We start from the raw sequence: 20,256 nt of genomic DNA, 5'->3' as shown, positions 1-20,256 counted from the left end.
GCTAACCACATACAAGCCGTGACAGTGAGGTTCAAATTTACTGAGCATTTAGCACATGTACCGTTTGCGCTTTGCTCTTACTTTGGATTAAGTATAGATAAAAATACATTAGCTGCATGAGGAGTAACGGCTAAGAGCGCTCTTAAACAATAAGAAAGAGTCTCTTTCGCGTCATTGCACGACTTACACTACACCAAATTACGTGATAATAAAGGGTAGATGATAGAGGTTATAAACCATCTGTAAAGGGATATCTGATCATTTTTTATACATTGCAGTTCGAACCTGATTCTAAAAAATACGCCGTAAAAACATACTGATAGGGATGTATATTTTAGTAGATAACGATTAAAACCCATTACCCAACTTCACTTCATGCCACCTGCGCGGCGACATCATTATTTAAGAAAACAAATCGACTTGCTGGGAAGTAAGTGCTTCAAAGCTGTCATCCAAAAAGCACAGAATCCCATCAACAACGGGCATAATTTGCTTTTCTATATAATGCTCGTAATCAATAGCCGAGCGTCGATATTCAACGGGTTCTGGGCCATTGACCGTCATAATATAGCTCACATGCATGCCAGGCTGATACAAAACGGGCCTTTCATACTTACTTTGCTCGGCTTCAGCTTTCAGTGCCGCTTGTACATGCGGAGGTTTCATACGGATATAATCACTAAGCGGCTGGCGTAGGCGGCGTCGATAAACCAATTGGTCATCTAACTCAGACGCTCGTAGTTGTTTGATCAGCATTTGAATGTATTCTTTATAAGGCTGATCACGAAATACTGCTTCGTACAATGTGCGTTGTAACTCGCGTGCTAAAGGAGTCCAGTCGGAGCGAACGTTTTCCAGTCCTTTAAAAACCATGTGAGTATCGCCATTTGTGGAGCGCAACAAACCGGCATAGCGTTTTTTACTCCCTTTTTCAGAGTGACGCATGCGCGGCATGAGAAAACGGCTGTAATGCGTTTCATACTCTAGCTCTAAATGACTTTCTATACCGAAACGTGACTGAACCTGTTCTGACCACCAAGCATTCAAGTACACCGCCAGTTCGTTGCCTTTGTCGGCAGCCTCTTCTTCTTTGCAAGCATCATCTAACAGAACAAAGACAGAGTCCGTATCTCCATAGATAACCTGATAGCCAAACGCCTGCTCTATTTCATCGCGGGTTTGCTGCAGAATTTGATGGCCACGCAATGTAATTGAACCGGCTAATCGTTGATCAAAAAAGCGGCACACATTAGAACCCAGCACACCATAAAACGCGTTCATGATAATTTTTATGGCTTGGGATAGTGGTTTGTTCTCACGCTTTTTAGCTTGATCGCGCGCCGCCCACAACTCTTCAATAATGGTGGGTAATATAGATGGGTTTTGACTAAAAACCGCTTGATTAAAACCTGGCACAAGCCCTGTGTCATCAGACGAAGCTTTAAGACCTTCAGCTAAGCCACACGGGTCTACTTTAAATGTACGGATGATACTCGGGTACAGACTCTTAAAATCGAGCACCAACACATTTCGATACAAGCCAGGCAAAGACTCCATAACAAAGCCGCCCGGCGCATCCAGCCCACTCGCACCACTAGCATATTCGGGGCCTACATACCCATGTCGATGCAACCGTGGTAAGTACTGAAAATCGAAAGCAGCCGCTGAGCCTCCCACTTTATCCAACGACAGGCCAGTCAACCGAGTCCGCTCTATTAGGTATTCAATAAGACGCGTTTCAACAAAAATATCCCAAACCAGCTTACAATCTTCTAAGTTATAGCGCGCTAATGCGGGTTGATCTTCACGGTATAAACGCTGAATCTCCTCGCCTCTGTCATTAGGATGCGTTATCAGCTTACCCCGTTTAAATAGGCTCTGAGCGACAGATTCGAGGCTATAACTTTCAAAATGAAACGTCGCGTTTTTTAACGTATCAATTCCATCTAGGACATTGCGCCCTTCTATTCTGGCATACCATTTCCCTTGCCCCGACTGCATGACCTGCAAAGGTTGTTGATCTCGCCCGATGGTTAACGGCACTTTCAATGCCTGAGCCCGCTGGGCCAAAACTTTAAAATCGAAACCAACTACGTTCCAACCAATCAACAAGTCAGGATCAATGTTTTTTACTAACTCCACCCAAGCTTTAAGTAATGTGCGCTCATCAGGGAAATAGCGGATGAGTTCTGTGTTGTTACCAACCCCTCTCATTAATACCACTCGCTCGAGGAGGCAAGATTGAGTCACGCCTCCATCACTATCTAATGAGATAGCGTCTGAGTTTGGAGAATAGATCGCTTGATAGCAGCCAATTGAATGGATCAGATCTGCTCGCATGGTGGTTTCGATGTCGACAGACAAAACGGTTAAAGAAGGTTTGTAATCCGTCGGGCGCAGCTTGGGGGGTAATCCGGGTTGTAGAAACACCTCTACACCGCCAAAGATAAAACGCTCCATTAAGTAACGATCTACTGGGCGGATATCTTCTTCCATCATGGCGATAGCGTGTCGTGTAAGCCGCTCTATGATCTCGCGCTGTATTCGAAGAGAGCGCGTATATAACCCGTGCACGCCTTTATAATTCAAATCCGTTAACGAGAGCTTTTTAAGCCGCCACCCCTTCAAGTCTCTACAGATCAAGCGAATATCGTCCACATTTTCATCGCAGACAAAAAAAACCGTTTCTTGGTGATCAATAGATATCAACGATACTCCGGCATCATGACGAACCCAGTAACGAAGTTGGAGCGTATGGTTTTGATCTTGCTGATGGCGGGCAATAATAAAGCCACGTATAGCGGTAACAGCGGTCACTGTGGAGTCGATCTCTCGTTAATTATCCAATACCCCATATGACACCCAGCCGTAATCATTATATGGAGAGTGGTATAGCCTACAAAAAAACGGGCCATCAGACCCGTTTTTTATATGGATTTTGTCCAAACAACGGTTAGTTAGCTTGTTACATCACTTTTTGAAGCGCTGGCTTCTGGCGCCTCAACTAAAGGGCGTCGGCTCCAATAACTCGCCAATAAAGAGCCGGAAATATTGTGCCAAACACTAAACACCGTGCCAGGAAGCGCGGCCATTGGCGTAAAGAACTTAATAGCCAAAGCGGCGGCAAGCCCAGAGTTTTGTAGGCCTACTTCAAATGCAATTGTACGACATACACGGGCATCGAAGCCTAAAAGGAAGGTTACCCAATAGCCTAGTATCAAACCAATGGTGTTATGCAAAACAACAGCCGCAGCAACGACTAAGCCAATATCAGCCAACTTAGGCGCACTTAGCGCGACCACTATTGCAATGATAAGCACAATGGCAAACATAGACACATAGGGGAAAGCAGGTTCTGATTTTTTAACCACACCAGGAAGAAATGTATTAATCAACACACCTAAACCGACCGGAATTAACACAATTTTTACTAAGCTCAACAACATACCTGCTACAGGCACATCAACGCTTTGGCCGATCATCAAAGAGACTAGTACCGGTGTTAGCACAACACCTAACAAGGTTGATATAGCTGTCATTGATATGGATAACGCCGTGTCTCCTTTCGCTAGATAGCACATTACATTAGACGAGGTTCCACCGGCTACGCTCCCTACCAGCAACATGCCCACCGTCAAATCACTATCAAAGCCCCACACAGTAGCAACAGCGTAAGCCGCGACAGGCATGACTAGAAATTGAAGCGCCACACCCACTACAACAGCACTCTTCTTTTGCAAAACACGCTTAAAGTCAGAAAGGCTCAAGGTTAAGCCCATTGCCAACATAATAAGGGTTAGCAAAGGGACGATATAAGCTTTTAAGTCAACGAATAAGGCTGGTAGAAAAAATGCAACAACCGATAATAAAACAGCCCATAAAGGGAATAGCTGGATAACCATAATAGAACTCCATTAGGTTGTACTCATTGAAGGCTGGCGGGCCTTTTTATTCAGCGCTCTGCGCTTGAGTACTGTAGTTATTATTGCCCTTGCCCATACAGCAGAGGGCTCGGGATTGTATAGGAATGGAGTTCTAATTAACTAGTTGGGAAATATGTTTTGCACTGAGCGCAATAACCATCAGCTCGCAAATGGTGATACAACTTCCATATCGTTGAAAACAGCTTTAATTGCAGCCTCTTGATCAGCCTCGAAAAGCAGCTTTATATTGGGGCCTGCATCCATCGTTAAATACACAGATACACCTTGCTCCCTAAGCCCCCAAACGTTCTGCATAACCGCAACCGAAGCCGGCTGCCAATAAAGCAACGGTGGCCATGAGGCGATCATGGTGGCGTGCATCGACATAGCATTATGCTCAGCCGTCATGCCTAAGGCATCTATATCCTTATCCGCAATTGCTTGGCGTAGTTTTTGAATATCCATAGCTGCTTGCATGGGCCAGCTTTGGTAAAGATGAGCCGTTTCAACAGTACGCTTCATCCCCGAACGTGAATCTACCGCTTTCTCACCCGTTTCAACTTTCACTAAGCCTACCCGCAAATCGGGCCAACCAGCCTCTAAAGCAATGCCATGGCTGTCCATACCATCTTCTAGCTGCCCCATTTCCCATTCAACAAAACCATCGAATAATGAGCGGCACGCGCTACCGCTTCCCATGCGGGCAAAAGCAGACAACACATCTATTGGCAAATTGAGATTAGCAAATTCATTTATCGCTTTAGTGAGCGCGGCGAAACCCGATGCCGAAGAGGCTAAGCCTGCGGCGGTTGGTATGTTATTGGTGGTATTTATCTCGATGGGTAGAATTTGATCCCGTCTAAAAAGATCCCAAAATGCAATGGCTTTGGCAGCAAAGGGAGAGTCTAACGCTTGCTCCTTACCGTTAAGCAGCACTTTATCCTCACCGGAATCCGATAAGGCTAAACGCGTATGTGTCCCTAAATGCCCTAGCGAGATTGAAAGACTTGAGTTGACAGGCAAATTGAGGGCGTTATCGCGCTTTCCCCAATACTTACATAAAGCAATATTGCTGGGAGCAAAAGCTTCGGCCGAAGGTTTAACCTGCAAGGTCTCTGGCAAATAACGAGCAACCACTTCTGCTTTAGACAACATCACACTGTGTTCCTTTTTTACTAATGGCAACAGGAATCTCTTCGTATTTATCAGCCAAGGCCTGCGGTAAATCTGAGGTTCTACCCAACGTAATGACACAGTCCCCCAAGCCTGATCCTGATATCTTTGCACCCCAAACATTATCACACCCGCGTAGGGTATAAATAATGTCACACAGGGAGTGGTCACTCACACCAAGAGCATCCAGTAAGCCTTGGTATATGTTCATAAGCGCACCAAGCTGGTCCCATGCTTGTGCATGAATCGCCTGTTCGGCTTGCTCACTGGTATCATTCATTAAACGATAGATCTGCCGGTAAAGATCAGGAAACTCATTGGCCTTACGCTCTACTATTTTTAGCACATCAGGCGTACGTGTTTTATAGCCACAATAAAATAATGATATGGGAGGCAGTCCCGACAGCGGCATGACTTCTCGGGGCTCAACGGTATAAGCAATTAAGCCTCCATAGACACTGGCTGCTAGGTCTGTACCTGATCCTCGCCCTTGCACGCCATGAACCACAGAAAGAGCGCGCTCAAACAACGCAAATGAATCCAGCTCGTCACCCGCATATTCTGCTAACACAGCCACAACAGATGCTGTTACCGCTGCTGAGGAACCCAACCCAACCGTATGTGAAAACTCTGATTCAATCGTTAAATCGAACCCCGAAGGCAATGTTGCTGCTACCTGTTGTATAGCGTACAGAACAAAGCTAAGCTGTGGCTCAGGCATTAGCTGATCCAGAGAAGATTCATACGAAGCCAGCGCTGACGAGATACTGACTTGTCTATCTTTGCGCGGGGCGAGGCTAACGTAAATTCTTTTATCAACCGCGCAAGCAATAGCCCTGTGCCCGAATAAGACCGCATGCTCGCCCATCACCATAATACTACCCGGCGCTGATGCCTTAATCACCGACATAACAAGCTCCTTGGCTATCTTGCTCCACCGCTCCCCACGTATAACCTGGGAATTGCGACATGACTTGTGACATGGCTTGCTCATCTGGCTGATACGCTATCACCAAACCACCAGCATCCCCTCTGGTTGCCCCAGCTCCGCTGATTTTCGCGGCACCGCCGTCTGCTTCTATAGCATCAATAAGCAATGAAGCGGAATGAGGCACTACACCTATACGTTGCAACAAACGATGATTCTCTTTAATCAAATCAATATGAGGGTTGCGCGTCTCACTGACATTACAATCGCCCACGCAGTCCACAAAGCCTCGGGTAATCGCAGCAAAAGCGTTCCAAAGCGCCGTATCGTCTTCAAAATGTTCTCTAACCGACTGCACGCACTCTCCGGTACTTACGGTTGGGGAGCCCGTAAATATCCAATACCAATGCGCCCCTAAATGCTGATCGATACCAGCCACTTTACCCGCTTGGATATGATTCAGGCCTCCATAAGTAACCGTTGCGGCATCAATTGCACTACCACGGCCATGTTGGAGGCGCTCACAAAAGCGAATCATTTCAAAACGCTGATCTAAGGTCAGAGGCTTGTCCAATAGATGCTCGAACAACACCAAAGTAGCGGCAATAGCAGAAGCCGATGACCCCATACCAGCCCCTAAAGGAAGATCACTTTCACTCAACAAGCGACCCGGCATAGGCAGATAACTCGTTGACGAGACACGACCGGGTACAGGTAAATGATGCATAAGCGTAGTCATAGCGTACACCAACAAATCATCTGGTTGGTTCATTATGCCGCGCACCGGCAAATCGCCTTTTACAAACTGCTCAAAGCGATTGTCTAACTTATGCTTTAGATGGCTGAGTGCATGCAAAGGATAGTGCATACCTGATGAGATACCCGCAAACAGAGTGTTAATCGTTTTACTCTCTGTTACGGGCTTAAAGCTAACATAGGTATGCTTTTTGATCGCTACTGCCAATGCAGGAGCGCCATAAACGACCGAGTGCTCCCCACTGAGAATCACCTTGCCTGGCGCACGAGCTTGCATTAGAGCGCTACATATTCACGTTTATGATGTGAGATCGATGCCAAACGAAAACGCCCCTTGGTTGACACCGGAATGACATGTTCACCACCGTCCGTTGGATCTGGTGCGTGATATAAATGAATATACTCTTCATAGCTTAGCGGCTGTCGTGCTTGCAATAATGCCGCATGGTCAGCCGTGAACAAATGCGCTTCATAGCCAGACACTACTTTACCGGAAAAATACTCGGCCACACTGCCTGAGCCATAACTAAAGAAACCTATACGCTGACCGGCTAAATTCTCAGCAGAATTTTCTAGCAATGAGGCTAAACCAATATACATCGACGCCGTGTAGCTGTTACCGATGATCCGGTTATATACAAGGGTGTCAGCAATTTGTGCTTCTAGCTGCTCTGGCGTTAGCGTCGTTTTATTCACTTTCGCGAGATGCTGATGCGCTTTTTGCGCCATTCGACTAAACGGCAAATGATAACAAAAGTGGCTAAAGTCATTAAAATTTAACGAACTAACCGCTTGGAAGTTCTCCCATGCGCGCTTTAATGATCGTAGATAAATTTTGGTCGAGTACTTACCGTCCACTAACGCTGTTTTTCGGTAGTTAGGCCGCCAAAAATCCATTACGTCTTCGACATGATTGCCCACTTCTGGATCAATCTCGACTAACCGAGGGTTAGCCGTCACCAACATAGCCACAGCGCCACAACCTTGTGTAGCCTCGCCCGGCGTGTTTAGCTCATAACGAGCAATATCCGACGCTATGACCAACACTTTCTTTTCTGGTTGCCGAGCAACGAGTGCGCATGCCATTTGCAATGCAGCCGTTGCGCTGAAGCATGCTTGCTTAAGCTCAACTACACGACAGTTATTTGATAAACCCAATAACCGATGTACATAAATACCAGCGGCCTTCGATTGATCAATCCCCGTTTCCGTGGCGAATAACAAACTAGAAATAGCAGCCGAATCATCCCCTTGTACAAGAGGGTAAGCGGCCTCAGCAGCCATCGTTACGATATCTTCATCGTGGGCGGCCATACCCATTTTTTCTTGGCCGATCCCTTCATAGTACTTATTCGGATCGGTTTCTTGGTGCTCAGCCAAGCTTCTCAAATCAAAAAAATGATTTGAGGTATGGAAACTAATTTGATCTATACCAACAACTGATGACATATCTATCTCTGTTCCTTAACGCTCTTCAAGGATCAATTGTTCATTCCCAAACAGCGAAACTACATCCGGCATTCCCAGCAAAAACATAGCTGTGACAAACTCTTTTCTTAGACGCTCAATCACAGTGATAACCGCCTCTGCTGATTCCATTGCCGGCTTTAAAAACGGTGCCGCAGCGCCACATAAAGAGGCGCCGAGTATAACAGACTTCACCATATCAATCCCATCTCTGAGACCACCACTTGATATCAAAGTCGCTCTATCTAAATAGGGTTTTGCCATCCGCAGGGCAACAGGGGTTGGAACCCCCCAGTCCTGAAACGTATAGCCTAATCCATCACCTGTACTTTGCCGGCGATGCTGTTCAATACGACTCCAAGATGTCCCACCGGTGCCAGCCACATCAAAATGGCGTACCCCAGATTGTAGACCAAGCTCAATATCTGCCGGCATTAACCCCGAACCGACTTCTTTTAACAGTACTGGAACATCTAAATTTGCAACAACATCGGCCACTAAACGGGCAATATTTGCAAAGTTAGTATCCCCTTCAGGCTGAACGGCTTCTTGAAGAGGATTTAGGTGCAAATACAATGCATCGGCTTGCAACACATCAACAGCCGCTTGGCACTGTTGCGCGCTAAACCCATAATTTAATTGCACTGCCCCAACGTTAGCAATTAAGGGAGTCGTAGGGGCATATTTACGTAAATCAAAACTCTCAACCGCTTCAGGATCCGAAAACATAACCCGCTGCGAACCCACCGCTAACGCTACTTGGCAATGTTCAGCTGCCACGGCCAGATTTCGATTAATCGTACGCACGAGCTCATGATTTCCTCCCGTCATAGACGATATTAACAACGGGAAACTAAGGCGTTTACCTAAAAATTCAATACTCGGGTCCACAGCGGACAAGTCTATTTCGGGAAACCCACGATGAATGAGCCTAATGCGATCAAAATACCTACCATTACGCTCGATATCGGGGTCTACATCAAACGCCCTGATATGCTCTATTTTACGATCATTCGTCTGATCGATCATTGACGCTCCAATTTAATATGGGCTTCCATCAGCTCGCCAGGATTAGTTTGAGCAGCTAAAAGAGAAAGCTCGCCACATAACACAGTAGCAGCACAAATCGCGGCTAAACGGCGTGAGTTTTCACCTGGCTCGCGCGCTTCTTTGCAGCCTAGCTTTGTCAAATTTTCTTCAACGAAAGTTAGCCCTTTACCATTACCTACCGTACCAACAATAAGATTAGGCAAGGTGCAAGAAAAATACAGATCGCCATCGCGTATTTCTGCGTGCACAACACCTTGTGAACCTTCGATGATATTAGCAGCATCTTGACCGGTCGCTAAATAGAAAGCTAACAGCATATTGGCATAGTGAGCATTCGCACTGCGCAATCCACCAGCAATCATAGTGCCGATCAAGTTTTTCTTAATATTCAGGTCAACTATTTTTTCTGGCGTTGTTAGCAGGCGTCTTTCACACAGTTCACGCGGAATAACAATCTCCGAGATCACATTTTTGCCACGCCCCAAAATACCATTAACGGCCGTTGCCTTCTTATCAGAACAATAGTTGCCAGAAATGGATGAATAACGTAACTCAGGATATGCCTCTAGCACCCAAGGAATTATCCGATCAGCCGCATTGGTTACCATGTTGTGACCAGAAGCATCACCGGTTTTGAACTCAAACCTTAGATAAATTAGATTACCAACAATCTGGCTGTGTATATCTAATAAAACAGCAAAGCGGCTAGAACCTGACACCACCGCCTGAATTTCAGGCTGGCGAGCTTTAATAGACTCTACCGCCTGAAATGCTTCAAATGCATCATTAGCTTCCAGTAGGATAGAGCGCGACATACGCTCATCCACAATAGTTGTTTTAATCCCATCGGTTAAAGACGAAACACGCGCTCCGCGCCCTACCGAGTGCCACAAAGGAGTCTCATATGTTGCCAAAGGCACACTGATTTTTTCGTTAAGGATGTGACCCGAGATCTTAATTGGCCCCACCCAACGCATAGGCACGGGGGCTTGTAAAATTTTATGTGCTTTCATACGATCCTTTGGAAACGAAAAAGGGTTGCTAGCCAGCAACCCTTTCTTTGAATACAGGCCGCGAGATTTTATCGGGCGTGCCTGATTAATGCAAACGGCGACAAAGGCCGTGCTGTGATTATTTCAAATCAGTGCGGTAATCACTAAACTCCGTTGACGCTAATGGAGCCACATCAACTTGCAACATATCTAAAATCTCACCCATACCACTAAGCAAGCGATACTGTGCAATTACAAAATCGTATTTTGCAGATATGTAAGCATTTTTAGAGGAGAACACTTCATTTTCAGTATCCAGTAAGTCAAGCAGAGAACGCTGACCTATATTGAACTGCTTGAAGTATGAATCACGTGTTTGCGTACTCGCTACTACGTGCTTCTCTAAGTACTCTAATTGACGTTTAAGGATCTCATAGGCTCCCCACGACAACTCGATACTCTCTAGCGTTTGACGCTTAGCACTGGCTTGAATCTCACGCGCTTCATTAATTTGATGGTGCGTTTGACGCACACGCGCTTTGTCTGAACCGCCGTTGTATAAGTTGTAGCGTAAACGGAACATCGCTGTTAGATCTTCATTGTCACCACGAACACCATCAATGTTGTTGTTCCAGTTCCGATCTACTTCAAAGTTCAACGTTGGGTACAATAGACTGCGCGCGGATTCATACTGTGCACGAGCCGCTTCCACGTCCGAATCGGCAAGCAGAATTGTTGGGTGCTTTTCTAGGGCACGCTTAACAGCTTCGTCCGAGGTAGCCGGCATAATTGCTTGATCAACTAGCGGAAAATCCATCACTTCCGGAGCCACTTCTCCGGTAACACGCTGAAACGTAGCCTCAGCATCAAGCAGATTATTCTCAGCGGTTAACACATTAACCTCAGCCAAAGCCAAACGACCTTCTGCTTGCTGGTTAGATGCCAACGTTCCTAAACCTGACTCCGTGCGTCGTTTGATTTGATCATAAACCCGCACATGGTTGTAAAGCGTTTCTTTTGCTTGGCTCAACAACTCTTTGCGCTTTAGTACTTCTAAATAAGCACGAGATGACTCTAAAGCCGTCTCTTCAGCAACCTCACGTAAACGGTGGTTGCTTGATTCTAATCTTGCAGAGTGGCGATCAACTTCACTATCAGTCAAAAAACCATCAAATAGCATTTGGTCAATGCTAAAACTGGCTTCTCTTCGCTTAAGCTCTACATCATCAATGGATACCGTATCTGTCCATTCGTAACCAATGCCAGCGGCTATATCAATACGCGGGTAAAAACCGCCTTTTGCCTGGTTAATCTCTTCATAAATTGCATTACGCGCATTCATGACAGATTTCACATCAGGATTAGATAGCACTGCTTGAGTCACCACTTGATCAAGCTCTACAGCTTTAACGGGCAAGACAAAACTCATGCCAACAGCTAGTGCTAATAACGTCCTTTTAACGACCACTTCTGCTCCCCCAGCAAATCCAATCAGGCAACCCTATTGGAGAATTTAACAATTAATGAAACTCGATCTTTACTTTGTGTTTTACGCAAGATTGAAGCCACATGAGCCTTAACCGTCCGCTCTGTGATGCTTAAATCTCTCGCTATTTCTTTGTTAGCCGCACCTGTCAAAACTGCACGCATAACCATTTCTTCTCGGCGAGTTAGGCGATTGTACACATCATTGAGCGCAGCGCCTTCATTTTTTAAGCCAGGTCTGTCACTCAAATATTGATTCAGTAAAAGTTTAGTAATTGATGGACCCGCCCAAATATCATTTCGGGCGACGACATCAAACAATTCTTCACACAAACTCTCGGTCGTATACGTGTTTATATATCCGCGACAACCTGCTTCAAGGCATTTCAACCCTTCTGAATCGCTAGGAACATCAGAAAAAGCGATCCATTTTATGCGCGAATATACATTAAGATAGTGGCCAACTTCACCCGCAGTTAACGAAGCTAAATGGAGTAAACCAATCCCTTCTAACTTATCTGCATTTACATGCGACAAATCTAAGCTCAATTTTTCACACGTGTGCTGTGTATTACCGGCTATCAATGTCCAACGCGCAATGACTTTAGCATTGTCGCTTACAATGAACAGCTTCATCTTAACGCCCCATTAATATAACGCTTTTTGTATCCATTCGCACACAAAAAGACCATGTAGACCAACTTCAAACATAGACTAGATAACAATATAGTTCATTACTCAGTAATACGTCGGCCGCGCACAGGATAACCTTATGGACTTAACGCTCAGTTAATGCGTTTTGTTTTGCCTTAAGAATTGGCTTTAATATGTAATCCATTACCGTTTTCTCACCCGTAAGGATATCGACAGACACTGTCATACCACTCATTAGCGGCAGTTGAGTACCGTCTGATTCGATATAAGGAGAATCCGTTTTTAACCTCACTATGTAGTGCGGCTCTTGTTCTTCATCGAGCACGGTACTTGGCGAGACGAAGGTTACTTGGGCTTCTGCACCACCATAAATACTAAAATCATAAGCGGATACTTTTACTATCGCTTTTTGACCGGGCCTCACCTGAGCGATATCAGAAGGTCTAATTTTGGCTTCAACTAACAAGGTGTCTTCCCACGGGACAATATTTATAATTTCATCCCCAGGCTGCACAACTCCGTCGATTGTATTGACCAATAGCTGTTTAACCGTACCTTTCACAGGAGATCTCACCTCTGTTCGGGTTATTCGGTCTTGCATGCCTTCCAACGTTTCTTTAATTCGCGCCGCTTCAGATAACGTCTCGTTGAGCTCAGCTCGCGCCAAACTAACAAATTGGAATTGAGCTTCCGATAACTTTTGCTCTGTTTCTTTAAGTGCCGACTCGATGCGAGGGATACTCAAACGAACACCTTCTCTTTCTCCTGCCAAGTCATTGACCTGACGCTGTAAACGAAGAAACTCTACTTCGGAAATCACACCTTCAGCAACGAGTGGTTGGGTAATTCGGAGTTCTTTATTGAGCAGGTTATAGCTACGTTGCAATTGTGTTTGTTTAGACTGCGCTTCGCGTAGTTCTTGCTTTTTCTGGGTGGTTTGTTGACCAAGGATATCTAATGTATTGCCCAGCTCTTGTCGACGAGCCATGTACAAGGTTTTTTCTTGATCTAACAACGATTGATACTCTTGCGGAAAATCATCAGGCGGAACAAAAGCCTCGCTGTTAGCTTCAGCTCGTAAGCGTGCCGCTTTTGCGAGCAGCTCTAACTGGCGAACACGACTTTCTTTGAAAGTACTCGCAAAACGTGTGTCATCAATTCGTAATAGGACTTGGCCTTTCTCAACCAAATCCCCTTCTTTAACAAGGATTTGGGAAACAATACCGCCCTCTAAGTTCTGAACAACTTGAAGCTGTTGCGACGGGATAATTTCACCCTCACCGCGACTAACTTCATCTAAAGTTGCCCAATTAGCCCAAATAATGGCAATGATAATAAATGCAAAAAATGCCCACAAAAGCACCTGAGCCCCTTTTGGGGTTTGCTCTAAAATGGCTTCACTGACACTCGACATATAAGTCAAGTCGTCCTTAGCAACCTTTTGATCTTCACTCATAATCACTTTCAACCTTAACGCTGAATATGCAAACGACCTTGTTTAAGGGCATCCAAGACAACCGCTTTAGGGCCATCCGCTACCACAAAACCACCATCAATAACGACTATTCGCTCCACTAGCGATAAGAGAGACATTTTGTGTGTAACAAGCACTAGCGTCTTATCTTTGCTGTATTGTGTTAGTTGCTTGCGAATAAAATCTTCGGTGGAGTTATCCATAGAATTTGTTGGCTCATCTAATATCAAAATATTAGGCTCATGAATCAACCCACGCGCTATGGCAACCGCTTGACGCTGACCACCGGACAGTAAACTACCACGCTCACCCACTTGCATATCAAAGCCATGAGGGTGACGGTTAACAAAGTTATCCACTCCGGCTATACGCGCTGCTTGGATAAGTCGTTCATCATCTACTTCTGGCGAGCCCATCACGATATTGTCTCGCACAGAGCCACTAAAAAGCATGATATCCTGAGGCACGTAGCCAATATTTCGACGTAAATCGACCGGATCAATCTGGTTGATATCGATATCATCAATCCGCACAGATCCTTGATCCGGACGATACAACCCCATCAGGAGTTTTTCGATAGTCGACTTGCCAGAGCCGATGCGACCAATCAACGCAATTTTCTCACCGGCGTTAACCTTAAAAGACACCTTTTCGATAGACGCTTGTTCACTACTAGGGTATTTGAACTGAACGTCTTTAAATTCCAGCTTGCCTGATAGTTCCGGGCGATGAACATATTGACGACCAGCTTCACGCTCATCAGGTAACTGCATAATTTGATCTAACGCTTCTAACGCGGCTTTAGACTGATGGAAATTCGTCACTAAGCCAGCAACTTGAGCCATCGGCTGCAAAACACGCCCAGATAAAATCACGCAGGCTATCAAAGCCCCCATAGTGATTTCACGCTCAGCGATCAAATATACGCCGGTCATGACCAACGCTACCGAGCACACCTGTGTAACAAAGCCTGCAAAATTCATCACGGAGGAAGACAACATCTTGGCCTTCAATCCCCAATGCGAAATATAACCTACCGCTTGTTCCCACTGCAGCTGCAGCGACGAGGCTGCGCGCTGAGTTTTAACCGTCTCCATAGCGGTTAAACACTCAATAAGTGTCGCGTTCTTTTTCGCACTAGCTGCGAATGTTTTTTCTACAACAGATTTGAGCTTACGCGCCACCACTAAGGAGTAAATGACAATAATAGGAATCCCAACCAATGGAACAACCACTAACGGCCCACCAATAAGCCCGATGACAATTAGGAAGATAATGGCGAAAGGAATGTCAATAATGATCGTATTGGTTGTGGAGCTTAAGAAAGTCCGGATACTTTCAAACTCTCGTAAGTTGCTACTAAAGCCACCGACCGAGGTAGGCATTGCGGAGTAATGCAACGCCATAATTTTTTCGAAAAGTAAGGACGATAGTAAAATATCAGCTTTTTTACCCGCTATTTCAATAAAGTAAGCGCGCAGCATTTTAAGCCCAAAATCAAACAGATAGACAATCATCACGCCTATAGCCAGCACCCACAACGTTTCTAACGCCGAATTAGGTACTACCCGGTCATAAACGTTCATGACGAACAACGGATTAGCAAGCACGAATAGGTTGATCAGGAAGGAAGCAATCAACACGTCACGGTATATTTTTGCAGACCGCCAAATAGTTCCCCAAAACCAATGACCTTCCCGTTGATCCAGTACTCGAGAAACCTGATCGGCAAAACGGTATTCCATCCTCACAAAAATAGCATAGCCGGAATATTGCTCAGCAAGCTCGTCAAGGGCGACTTGGTGAGCCCCGCCACTTTCAGGCTGAATAATGACAGCTGTACCGCCCTCTTTATCCAGCTCCTGAAGAATGCAGGCTTCATCGTTTTTTAACAACAACACGACCGGTAAAGTCAGCGGCGCGATACTTTGCAGGTCACGCTTATCCACACGCGATTTAAACCCGGCTCGCTTTGCTGCTCGTACAAACAACTTGGGCGTCAGTTTATTATTTTCTAACGGTAAGCCATCACGCAGCACTTCAGCGGATAAAGGTCTATGATTTTGCTGGGTGAGGTGGACTAAACAATTTAATAATGAGTCTTGCACAGTATCCATTTTCTTGACCAAACTCTAATTAGGGCTACATACTAACATGTATATTATTAACTGAAAGATGATTGATTCATGCTATACGCACTACGGAACTCTGAGGGTAGGATCACTGGTTTATCAGAGACTTACCAAGATGGCGCAGAAAAGGTCGACATGTCCAACCCCGATGTTCGCGACTTCCTTTCTGTAAATGACGAGAACTTTTCTCCTGATGCTTATTTAGATCAGTCTGACAAGGCAATCTCTCGGATCATAGAAGACTTAATTGAGCTACTTATTGATAAAAATGTGATCATATTCACAGATTTACCGGATGGTGCTCAAGGCAAGTTATTAACACGAAAACTAGCTCGCGGCCTGATAAGAGGCGATGTACCAGAAGAGGCTTTTGATGAAATCAGCGAGACATCCATCCTCTCAGATGAAGACGAACTACTCTAACAGCTCATACAAACGCGGTATCAATTTTGCTTTTTGTTGCGCTTGTCGTTGCGTTAACAGGCCAAACTCCTGAGCCACTAATCCATTTAACACATGGGCGATTTGTTGATTACTAGGAGTGCAATCTTGCACATTTTTAACTTTAATTGTAATCAATAACTGAGCTGTGGCCAACGCAGTGGCCACAGACGCAGGCTGCAAGCGAAATGACTCCGTTAACATAACTTGAGCTTGTGAGTAATCTTTTGAATTAAGCTTGTGTATCCCCACCAATAACAAATCGACCCAGCTATCCTTAATGCGCGTTTTAACCATCATCTCACGCGGCGAGGTCAGCTGCGTAGCATTAGCAGCGCATTCCAGCGCTTCTTCTAGCCAGTCCAACCAAAGCCACTGGTCATCCAAAGGCATTGCCAAAAAAATCTCATGTGCTTGCGATAAGTGCGCTAAGGCTAACGATTGTTTCTCTTGGTTCCAATTAAGCCAGAAACCTAAAACATGCACACGACATTCAATGGAAACCGCATCAAAATCATTCGATACGGATTCCAATGCACGTAGCGCTTTAACTTCCATTTCCTCTGCTGATATCTGGCCATCGGCAAAGCGAGCTAACAAAGCACGAACATAAGCAAAATAGTATTCTGGGCTTTGTAAGCCTGTGTATCGCGAGAAGTCCATTGTGCTTTGAAAGGCTTCCACGGCTAAAGCCCACTCGGTAAAAAAAGCGGCAATATTGCCCAGAGCCGCATGGGATTGCGGAACGGTAGGCTGCATCATCACTGCTTTTCTCATGGTCGTAATAGCCACCCCTGATTGGCCCGCCACCTGAAAGCTTTGCGCAAGGCACTTGTAGGCATCAATGGATACTATTTGATGATCAATAATATCTTGCAAACATTGCTGTGAATTTTGGTATTTGCCTTGGGAAAAAAATGTAATACCTAACCCCAATTTAGCCCAGTTTTGCCGACGCGTTGAGACCGCCTTTTCAAAGACCTTCTCTGCTTGGCTATAGTCCTGCAAGGCTAAAAAGCAAATCCCTGACATACGATTTAAGTAACTAGCCAAAGCAGGATAAAAACTCGCGAGCTTCTCACAATAAATCAGGGCTTTATTCCACTCCTGCTGATCCATTGCTTCTTCAACCCGGTACACAGCCCGCTTTACACGTTGAACTTTTTCTAAACGCGGAGCCAATCGATCTCGGGATAGCGGCTTAGCCAAATAAATATCAGGAGCTGCGCTCAAGGACCCCACCAGTAATGAAACATCGGGGTTAGTGAGCAACACGGTAACAGTACGATGTAAAGGCAAGTGCTCGGCCAAGGCTTCCTGGATGACCTGAAGCCCATTTTTTTGCCCCTTACCCAGATCATATGAAACCAGCAATAAGTCATAGCGAACACTGCGCAAATAAGACAGCGCCATGTTAACAGACGAAGCGACATCAATTTTATCGAATGATAGCGCCCCCACTATCTCTCGGTGATGACTGATTTCACCCAACTGTGAATCAACGATTAACGCTGAACTACTCGACACGTTTTTAGGCATTATGGACTTCTTACTACCGAAACTGTCTTCAGACTATTAGAAAAAATCCATTTATACAAAAAAGCCCGCATATTAGCGGGCTTTAAAAGAGACAGTCGCTGTTAGTCTTTTAACAAATCACGACCTTTGCTTGCAGCGATACGCATGCGTAATGCATTCAGTTTGATAAAACCTTCAGCATCTTTTTGATCGTAAGAGCCTGCATCATCTTCAAATGTTGCAATCGATTCATCAAACAAGCTGTCATTTGAACGACGTCCCACCACAGAGACATTACCTTTGTACAACTTAACGCGTACGTCACCATTTACATGGCGTTGGCTATAGTCGATCATTTGCTGCATCATTTTACGTTCTTCTGACCACCAGAATCCGTTATAAATCAGCTCAGCGTACTTCGGCATCATGCTATCTTTCAAATGCGCCGCTTCACGGTCTAGCGTAATAGATTCAATAGCTCGATGAGCACGCATCATAATAGTACCGCCCGGTGTTTCGTAGCAGCCACGGGCTTTCATGCCGACAAAACGGTTTTCAACAATATCTAGGCGACCAATACCATTCGCTCCACCGACTTTGTTCAGTGTTTCAAGAACCGTTGCTGGAGATAGCTCTTCACCATCAATTGCAACAATATCACCGTTCTTATATGTCAGCTCTAGGTATGTTGGCTCATTCGGTGCAGCTTCAGGAGAAACCGACCAACGCCACATATCTTCTTCTGCTTCAGACCATGGATCTTCTAACAAACCGCCTTCATAAGAGATATGCAATAAGTTAGCATCCATTGAGTATGGAGACTTTTTCTTTTTGCCCGAGAAATCAACCGGAATATCATGCTCAGCGCAATAAGCCATCAAGGTTTCGCGAGACGTTAGATCCCATTCACGCCAAGGGGCGATAACATGAACGCCTGGCTTTAGTGCATACGCACCCATTTCGAAACGAACTTGGTCATTACCTTTGCCCGTTGCACCGTGAGATATAGCATCCGCACCCGTTTCGTTTGCAATCTCAACTAGACGCTTGGCAATTAGAGGGCGTGCGATGGATGTACCGAGGAGGTACTCTCCTTCATAAATAGTGTTGGCACGGAACATTGGGAAAACAAAGTCACGTACAAACTCTTCACGCAGATCTTCGATGTAAATCTCTTTAACACCTAGGGCTGCAGCTTTTGCTCGCGCGGGTTCCACTTCTTCGCCCTGCCCCAGGTCAGCTGTGAAAGTCACTACTTCACAGTTATAGGTTTCCTGCAGCCAGCGGACGATAACAGATGTATCCAATCCACCTGAATAGGCCAGTACTACCTTTTTAATATCGGACATTCATTTGCTCCACTGAAATATGGCCGCTATGCAGCCTACTTTTAAAGTCATACCAAACGCGAGATTATAACACCGAAAGAAACGAATTACTGCATCACTCCCGCTCAAGCCTGATGGTCGCGCGACGGTTGCGAGCACGGTTAGCTTTGGAGTTATTGGGAACCGCTGGATACCGCTCTCCGTGGTAACGAGTGGTAATCATCTCCTCACTAATCCCATTAGCAACGAGATAACGCGTTATGTCTTCCGCACGCTGTTTAGATAGATCCCGATTTAATAAACGCCTTCCCGCATTATCAGAATGCCCATCAACATATAACTCTTTCACCTTAGGATCTGTTTTAACGTACTCAATAATAAGATCTAAGCGATCCTTACTGGCGTCTGACAAGCGCCATTGAGCAGGCGGGTACAATACGGCGGTGCGAGCAACTTGCCGATAATTCACAGGCAACAGCTCATCAACGCATGCCATGTAATCACTGTAAGACTTTTGAAAATTTGCGGCCGACAGCGCGACTCTTGCTCGCTCACCGCTCCCTAACCAATTCGACATTGTGAAGGTAGGCGACATGCCTTGAAATAACGATACTAGCATTTCACCGGCATATTGCTCGCTAACCATTAATGGCTTGATTTGATCTGGTGAAGAAGCTGCAGGTACCGATAATTGAGCAATATACTTTGGCGCCAACCCGGGCTGCCACGGTGATGCTTCGGCCACTAAACGCACGTCACCAGAAAAGCTGCCTTTTTGCGTGGGCGACAACTCAAACACCGCCTTTTCACCGGCTTCATGAAAAAAACTTCCACGACCAAAGGTTGGCACCTCTTGTGATAGGCGGCAGTAAAATTTTGATGTTTCTACATCCCATACCGACTGATCAATACTGGCCATAAAAGTTACCGCCATT

At 45.5% G+C, this 20,256-nt stretch carries 16 protein-coding genes; 1 reads left to right on the top strand and 15 read right to left on the bottom strand.

Annotation, left to right across the window (positions count from 1 at the left end):
- Window positions 1-402: 402 nt before the first annotated feature.
- From OW491_RS16570 to OW491_RS16515, 12 genes are all read right to left on the bottom strand, one after another.
- Window positions 403-2,817, bottom strand: coding sequence for a DNA polymerase II (locus tag OW491_RS16570; RefSeq protein WP_290036995.1), 2,415 nt, complete (start codon window positions 2,815-2,817; stop codon window positions 403-405).
- Between the two features lie 140 nt (window positions 2,818-2,957).
- Window positions 2,958-3,902 carry a bile acid:sodium symporter family protein gene (locus OW491_RS16565; protein ID WP_290036994.1) on the bottom strand — a complete coding sequence of 315 codons (945 nt, stop codon included), beginning with the start codon at window positions 3,900-3,902 and terminating at the stop codon, window positions 2,958-2,960.
- Between the two features lie 180 nt (window positions 3,903-4,082).
- Entirely contained in the window at window positions 4,083-5,078 is a 996-nt protein-coding gene (gene mvaD / locus OW491_RS16560; RefSeq protein ID WP_290037170.1) for a diphosphomevalonate decarboxylase, read from the bottom strand.
- On the bottom strand, window positions 5,068-6,006 hold the full coding sequence (gene mvk, locus OW491_RS16555) for a mevalonate kinase (RefSeq protein ID WP_290036992.1): 939 nt from the start codon (window positions 6,004-6,006) through the stop codon (window positions 5,068-5,070). The genes mvaD and mvk overlap by 11 nt, the downstream gene beginning before the upstream one ends.
- Window positions 5,993-7,057, bottom strand: a complete 1,065-nt coding sequence (locus OW491_RS16550) for a mevalonate kinase (protein WP_290036990.1) — start codon at window positions 7,055-7,057, stop codon at window positions 5,993-5,995. The genes mvk and OW491_RS16550 overlap by 14 nt, the downstream gene beginning before the upstream one ends.
- The gene (locus OW491_RS16545) at window positions 7,057-8,229 is read right to left on the bottom strand and encodes a hydroxymethylglutaryl-CoA synthase (protein WP_075172751.1); all 1,173 of its coding nucleotides are present in this window, start codon (window positions 8,227-8,229) and stop codon (window positions 7,057-7,059) included. The genes OW491_RS16550 and OW491_RS16545 overlap by 1 nt, the downstream gene beginning before the upstream one ends.
- Before the next feature lie 15 nt (window positions 8,230-8,244).
- Window positions 8,245-9,276 carry a type 2 isopentenyl-diphosphate Delta-isomerase gene (gene fni, locus OW491_RS16540; RefSeq protein WP_290036988.1) on the bottom strand — a complete coding sequence of 344 codons (1,032 nt, stop codon included), beginning with the start codon at window positions 9,274-9,276 and terminating at the stop codon, window positions 8,245-8,247.
- Complete coding sequence (locus OW491_RS16535; protein ID WP_290036987.1) at window positions 9,273-10,310, bottom strand: hydroxymethylglutaryl-CoA reductase; 1,038 nt, start codon at window positions 10,308-10,310, stop codon at window positions 9,273-9,275. The genes fni and OW491_RS16535 overlap by 4 nt, the downstream gene beginning before the upstream one ends.
- A gap of 118 nt (window positions 10,311-10,428) precedes the next feature.
- Entirely contained in the window at window positions 10,429-11,757 is a 1,329-nt protein-coding gene (locus OW491_RS16530; RefSeq protein WP_290036985.1) for a TolC family outer membrane protein, read from the bottom strand.
- Window positions 11,758-11,780: 23 nt separating this feature from the next.
- Window positions 11,781-12,410, bottom strand: coding sequence for a response regulator transcription factor (locus OW491_RS16525; RefSeq protein ID WP_075172754.1), 630 nt, complete (start codon window positions 12,408-12,410; stop codon window positions 11,781-11,783).
- A 142-nt stretch (window positions 12,411-12,552) separates the two neighbouring features.
- Complete coding sequence (locus OW491_RS16520) at window positions 12,553-13,884, bottom strand: HlyD family type I secretion periplasmic adaptor subunit (protein WP_290036982.1); 1,332 nt, start codon at window positions 13,882-13,884, stop codon at window positions 12,553-12,555.
- A gap of 14 nt (window positions 13,885-13,898) precedes the next feature.
- The gene (locus OW491_RS16515) at window positions 13,899-16,019 is read right to left on the bottom strand and encodes a type I secretion system permease/ATPase (protein WP_175574720.1); all 2,121 of its coding nucleotides are present in this window, start codon (window positions 16,017-16,019) and stop codon (window positions 13,899-13,901) included.
- A 69-nt stretch (window positions 16,020-16,088) separates the two neighbouring features.
- Here OW491_RS16515 and OW491_RS16510 point away from each other — a divergent pair, with 69 nt between their 5' ends.
- Window positions 16,089-16,457, top strand: a complete 369-nt coding sequence (locus tag OW491_RS16510) for a hypothetical protein (protein WP_277251994.1) — start codon at window positions 16,089-16,091, stop codon at window positions 16,455-16,457.
- Here the strand turns inward: OW491_RS16510 and OW491_RS16505 are convergent.
- The 3 genes from OW491_RS16505 to OW491_RS16495 form a co-directional block, all read right to left on the bottom strand.
- A complete protein-coding gene (locus tag OW491_RS16505) occupies window positions 16,449-18,014 on the bottom strand; it encodes a hypothetical protein (protein WP_290036981.1) in 1,566 nt (521 codons plus the stop codon). The genes OW491_RS16510 and OW491_RS16505 overlap by 9 nt on opposite strands.
- 101 nt (window positions 18,015-18,115) lie before the next feature.
- Window positions 18,116-19,342 carry an argininosuccinate synthase gene (locus OW491_RS16500; RefSeq protein ID WP_075172759.1) on the bottom strand — a complete coding sequence of 409 codons (1,227 nt, stop codon included), beginning with the start codon at window positions 19,340-19,342 and terminating at the stop codon, window positions 18,116-18,118.
- A gap of 94 nt (window positions 19,343-19,436) precedes the next feature.
- Window positions 19,437-20,255 carry an OmpA family protein gene (locus OW491_RS16495; RefSeq protein ID WP_290036980.1) on the bottom strand — a complete coding sequence of 273 codons (819 nt, stop codon included), beginning with the start codon at window positions 20,253-20,255 and terminating at the stop codon, window positions 19,437-19,439.
- Between the last annotated feature and the right edge of the window lies 1 nt (window position 20,256).

It is taken from the genome of Neptunomonas sp. CHC150, assembly GCF_030397555.1.
Lineage (GTDB): Bacteria > Pseudomonadota > Gammaproteobacteria > Pseudomonadales > Balneatricaceae > Neptunomonas > Neptunomonas phycophila.
This window is presented reverse-complemented; position numbering and strand designations above follow the sequence as displayed.